The 4798-nt window shown below is 64.8% G+C and carries 6 protein-coding genes; 1 reads left to right on the top strand and 5 read right to left on the bottom strand.

Translation table 11 applies throughout. From position 1 onward, the window contains the following. From lysA to argH, 3 genes are all read right to left on the bottom strand, one after another. On the bottom strand, positions 1–954 hold a 954-nt coding region (lysA, locus tag JHD07_RS33025), incomplete at its 3' end, for a diaminopimelate decarboxylase (RefSeq protein WP_291629754.1). A 23-nt stretch (positions 955–977) separates the two neighbouring features. Beyond that, positions 978–1271: a lipoprotein gene (locus tag JHD07_RS33020; RefSeq protein ID WP_291629752.1), complete on the bottom strand. Its 294-nt coding sequence runs from the start codon at positions 1269–1271 to the stop codon at positions 978–980. Between the two features lie 94 nt (positions 1272–1365). Then, on the bottom strand, positions 1366–2763 hold the full coding sequence (gene argH / locus JHD07_RS33015; RefSeq protein ID WP_291629750.1) for an argininosuccinate lyase: 1398 nt from the start codon (positions 2761–2763) through the stop codon (positions 1366–1368). A gap of 107 nt (positions 2764–2870) precedes the next feature. On the opposite strand from argH, the gene JHD07_RS33010 reads away from it, so the two are divergent. Next, positions 2871–3536, top strand: coding sequence for a TlpA disulfide reductase family protein (locus JHD07_RS33010; RefSeq protein ID WP_291629756.1), 666 nt, complete (start codon positions 2871–2873; stop codon positions 3534–3536). A gap of 5 nt (positions 3537–3541) precedes the next feature. On the opposite strand, the gene JHD07_RS33005 is transcribed toward JHD07_RS33010, so the two are convergent. Both JHD07_RS33005 and JHD07_RS33000 read right to left on the bottom strand, forming a co-directional pair. Next, positions 3542–3736: a hypothetical protein gene (locus JHD07_RS33005; protein WP_025033571.1), complete on the bottom strand. Its 195-nt coding sequence runs from the start codon at positions 3734–3736 to the stop codon at positions 3542–3544. A gap of 64 nt (positions 3737–3800) precedes the next feature. Next, complete coding sequence (locus JHD07_RS33000; protein WP_291629746.1) at positions 3801–4679, bottom strand: 3-hydroxybutyryl-CoA dehydrogenase; 879 nt, start codon at positions 4677–4679, stop codon at positions 3801–3803. Between the last annotated feature and the right edge of the window lie 119 nt (positions 4680–4798).

The raw sequence follows: 4798 nt of genomic DNA, 5'->3' as shown, positions 1-4798 counted from the left end.
GTACAGCGTCGGGCGGATGAGGTCGTTCATGGCGGCGTCGATGATGACGAAATTCTTGCCGTCGCCGTGCTTCACATAGATCACCTTCGCGACCAGGATGCCGGCATTGCCGACGATCATGCGGCCCGGCTCGAACATCAGCGTGCAGCCGAGATTGTGGCTGACACGCTTGACCATGGCGGCATAGGCCGCGGGCGCCGGCGGAGCCTCGCGGTCCATGTAATAGGGGATGCCGAGACCGCCGCCGAAATCGACGTGGCTGATGTCGTGGCCGTCGGCGCGCAGAGTCTGCACGAATTCGGAGAGAATCCGGAACGCGGTCTCCATGCCGGAGAGATCGGTGATCTGGCTGCCGATATGCACGTCGGTGCCGGTCACCTTGATTCCGGGCAGCTTCGCGGCGCGCGCATAGACCTCGCGGGCATGCGCGATCGGGATGCCAAACTTGTTCTCGGACTTGCCGGTGGAGATCTTTGCATGCGTGCCGGCATCGACGTCGGGATTGACGCGCAGCGAGATCCGCGCGGTCTTGCCCATCTCGGTCGCAAGCCGCGACAGCAGCTCGAGCTCCGGCTCGGATTCGACGTTGAGACAGAGGATGTCGGCGGCGAGCGCGGCGCGCAGCTCCGCCTCCGTCTTGCCGACCCCGGAGAACACGATCTTGCTGGCGGGGATGCCGGCGGCCAGCGCGCGCTTCAGCTCGCCGCCCGAAACCACGTCGGCGCCGGCGCCGAGCCGGGCCAGCGTGCGCAGCACCGACTGGTTCGAGTTCGCCTTCATGGCGTAGCAGACCAGCACCTTCTCGCCGGCAAAGGCCTCGGTGAAGACGCGGTAGTGCCGCTCCAGCGTCGCGGTCGAATAGCAATAGAACGGCGTGCCGACGGTGGCGGCCAGCTCGGACAGGTTCACCGCCTCGGCGTGCAGCACGCCGTTGCGATAGTCGAAATGGTTCATGGCGCGGGCTCGGTTGTGCCGGCTTATTTCCTGCCGGGAGGTTCGTCCAGGAGCGGGTCGAGAATAAACGGTTTCTTCCGGCCCTTGGCCGCCGCGGGCGCGGCATCCGCGCTGGAGGTCGGGTCGAACAGGCTCGGCGTCTTCTGGGCCGCGCTCTCAGTATCGACGGGCGCAGCGCCGGTGGCTGCAGGCGCGGTGGAGGCGGTCGGCGGCAGATCCAGCGGGCCCTTGCGGCCACACCCGGCAAGCGCGAGCGCCGTCAGGCTCAAGACAATGATGGCCCACCCCGAGCCGGCCGGGCGAAACTTTGACGTCACGACGAAATCCCCACTACGCGGGCCGCACCATACAGAGATTGGCGCGCTCTGGCGAGAGCCGGATGACCATGAAAGATCAGCGAAATTTTGTCCCTCAGCCCGATTTCCGCTCTTTTTCCAGCCGCTTCGCCCAGGCCTTGGCCTGCGACGCGACGTTCTTCGGCGCAGTGCCGCCGAAGCTGGTGCGGCTCTTCACCGACGATTCGACCGAGAGCACGCCGAACACGTCCTTGGTGATCCTGGACTCGATGGCCTGCATCTCCTTGAGCGGCAGCTCGTGCAGGGCGACGCCGCCCTCGGCGGCCTTGGCGACGATGCGGCCGGTGACGTGATGGGCTTCGCGGAACGGCATTTTCAGCGTCCGCACCAGCCAGTCGGCGAGGTCGGTCGCGGTGGCGTAACCTTCGCCCGCGGCCGCCTTCATCCTGGCTTCGTCCGGCACGAGGTCGCGAACCATGCCGGTCATGGCGCGGATCGCCAGCGACAGCGCGGCGAAGCCCTCCATGGCGCCCTGCTTGTCCTCCTGCATGTCCTTTTGATAGGCGAGCGGCAGGCCCTTCATCACGATCAGGAGGCCGTTGAGCGCGCCGATGACGCGTCCGGTCTTGGCGCGCACGAGCTCGGCAGCATCGGGGTTGCGCTTCTGCGGCATGATCGAGGAGCCCGTGGTGAACTTGTCGCTGAGCCTGACAAGACCGACCAGCGGCGAGGTCCAGATCACGATCTCCTCGGCAAAGCGCGACATGTGTACGGCACAGATCGCCGCCGCGGACAGCGTCTCCAGCACGAAGTCGCGGTCGGACACGGCATCCAGCGAGTTCGCCATCGGGCGGTCGAAGCCGAGCGCCTTCGCCGTGGCATGGCGGTCGATCGGGAACGAGGTGCCGGCGAGCGCAGCCGCGCCGAGCGGCGATTCGTTCAGCCGCTTGCGCGCGTCCTGGAAACGGCCGCGGTCGCGCGCGGCCATCTCGACATAGGCCAGCAGATGATGGCCGAAGGTGACGGGCTGCGCCGTCTGCAGGTGCGTGAAGCCGGGCATCACGGTTGCGGCGTGCTCCAGCGCGCGCTCGACCAGCGCCTGCTGGAACGCGGCGAGCGCCGCCTCGGTCTGGTCGATGACGTCGCGGACGAACAGCCGGAAGTCGGTCGCGACCTGGTCGTTGCGTGAACGCGCCGTGTGCAGACGGCCGGCAGCGGGGCCGATCAGCTCGGACAGGCGGCTCTCGACGTTCATATGAATATCTTCGAGCGCGCGCTTGAACGTGAAATCGCCCTTGCCGATCTCTGACAAGATCGTGTCTAGACCCTTGCCGATATTTTTCGCATCAGAGGCCGTGATGATGCCCTGGCTGGCCAGCATCGCGGCGTGGGCCTTGGACGCGGCAATATCCTGGGCGAACAGGTGACGATCGACGTCGATCGAGACGTTGATCTCTTCCATGATCTCATCGGGACGTTCCGAGAACCGGCCGCCCCACATCTTGTTGCTCATGATCGCCTGCTTCACGCCTTGCTTTTGGCTGCCGCACGTTTGCCGACTGCTGCCAGCCGTATTAAGAGGCCCCTGATAGCCATATCTGCGACCGGATGACAAACGATATGCTCGACAAGACGCCCTCCGCCAGGCGCCGGATCCCCCTCATCGTCGCCGCCGTGGCGGTCGTGGGCCTGGCCGGCTTCGCTGCGCTTTATGGGCTCGGCCTCGGCCGGGCGCCGGTGGGCGATCCGACCTGCAAGCCGGCGCTGGCGACGGCGCAAAGGATCGCCCCGCTCGTCCAGGGTGAGGTCGCGGCGCTGACCATGGCCGCCGCGCCACTGAAGCTGCCTGACCTTGCCTTCGAGGATGCCGAGGGCAAGCCGAAGCGGCTGTCCGACTTCCGCGGCAAGACGCTGCTGGTGAACCTCTGGGCGACCTGGTGCGTGCCATGCCGCAAGGAAATGCCGGCCCTGGACGTGCTCCAGGGCAAGCTGGCGGGCCCGAATTTCGAGGTGGTGGCGATCAACATCGACACCCGCGACCCCGAGAAGCCCAAAACCTTCCTGAAAGAGGCCAATCTTGTCAGGCTCGGCTATTTCAGCGACCAGAAAGCCAAGGTCTTTCAGGACCTTAAAGCCGTGGGACGGGCGCTGGGCATGCCGACCTCGGTGCTGGTCGACCCACATGGCTGCGAGATCGCGACGATCGCGGGGCCGGCGGAATGGGCGAGCGAGGACGCAATCAAGCTGATCCGGGCGGCGACCGGAAAGGCCGCCGCTTCACTCTGAGATATTCAGGCGGTGACGTTGAGATTGCCGCCGACGCCGGGGCCGACATTGGCGAGCGAGGGCTGGCCGGCGCCGAGCAGCGTCAGGACGGTGGATTTCTCCATATCCGCGTTCTGCTTGGTCAGCGTCGCCGCAATATTCGACTGCAATGCGCCTTGCTGAGCGGCCAGCATGCTGCTGACCATAGCCATCATGTCCATTACGCGACCCTCTTACTGGGCGTAACCTAGGCGCGAGGAGTTAATGGGACATGAACTGTCGCAGTCAGCGCGTCGGCACCGGCTTGGCGCCGCGGTAGTCGTAGAAGCCGCGCTGGGTCTTGCGGCCGAGCCAGCCGGCCTCGACGTATTTCACCAGCAGCGGGCACGGGCGGTATTTGGAGTCGGCCAGGCCCTCGTGCAGCACTTGCATGATGGAGAGGCAGGTATCGAGGCCGATGAAGTCGGCCAGCTCCAGCGGGCCCATCGGATGATGCGCGCCGAGTTTCATCGCCGCATCGATGGCTTCGACGTTTCCGACGCCTTCGTACAGCGTGTAGATCGCCTCGTTGATCATCGGCAGCAGGATGCGGTTGACGATGAAGGCCGGGAAGTCTTCCGAGACGGCAATCTGCTTGCCCATCGCGGTGACGAATTCGCGCGCGGTGTCGAACGTCGCATCATCGGTGGCGATGCCGCGGATAAGTTCGGCCAGCTCCATCACCGGAACCGGGTTCATGAAATGGATGCCGATGAATTTCTCAGGCCGATCCGTCGATGCTGCCAATCGGGTAATCGAGATCGACGACGTATTCGACGCGATGATCGCCTCGGGCTTCAGCACGGCGCACAGATCGTGGAAAATCTTGCGCTTGATCTCTTCCTTCTCGACCGCGGTCTCGATTACGAGATCGCAGGCAGCCAGCCCGTCGAGGCTGTCGGACGAGGTGATCCTGGTGAGCGCCTTCTTGTGCGCGTCTTCGGTGATGGTCTTCTTGGCGACCTGGCGAGTCAGATTGCCGTTGATGGTGGCCATCGCGGACTTCAGGCGATCGGCGGACACATCGTAGAGGACCACGTTAAAGCCAGCGAGCGCGGCAACATGCGCAATGCCGTTGCCCATCTGCCCCGATCCAATCACACCAACCGTCTTGATCGCTGCCATTCGCTTCCGGTCTCTGTGCTCGCTATCGCTGGATGCGGCAATGACCTTGCCGCATCCCCTTTAATATTACGTCAAACACCTGTCGGGGTTTCGAAATTCCCGCCCGAGCGCCCAACATA

Source organism: Bradyrhizobium sp., from assembly GCF_016462955.1.
Classification (GTDB): domain Bacteria; phylum Pseudomonadota; class Alphaproteobacteria; order Rhizobiales; family Xanthobacteraceae; genus Bradyrhizobium.
Note: the sequence above shows the minus strand (reverse complement) of the source record. Positions and strands in the feature narration are given on the sequence as shown.

Excerpts from the sequence above, each read along its gene's own strand:
- argH (WP_291629750.1), bottom strand. The coding sequence starts at position 2,763 with ATGAGCAACAAGATGTGGGGCGGCCGGTTCTCGGAACGTCCCGATGAG.
- JHD07_RS33010 (WP_291629756.1), top strand. The coding sequence starts at position 2,871 with ATGCTCGACAAGACGCCCTCCGCCAGGCGCCGGATCCCCCTCATCGTC.
- JHD07_RS33005 (WP_025033571.1), bottom strand. The coding sequence starts at position 3,736 with ATGGACATGATGGCTATGGTCAGCAGCATGCTGGCCGCTCAGCAAGGC.
- JHD07_RS33000 (WP_291629746.1), bottom strand. The coding sequence starts at position 4,679 with ATGGCAGCGATCAAGACGGTTGGTGTGATTGGATCGGGGCAGATGGGC.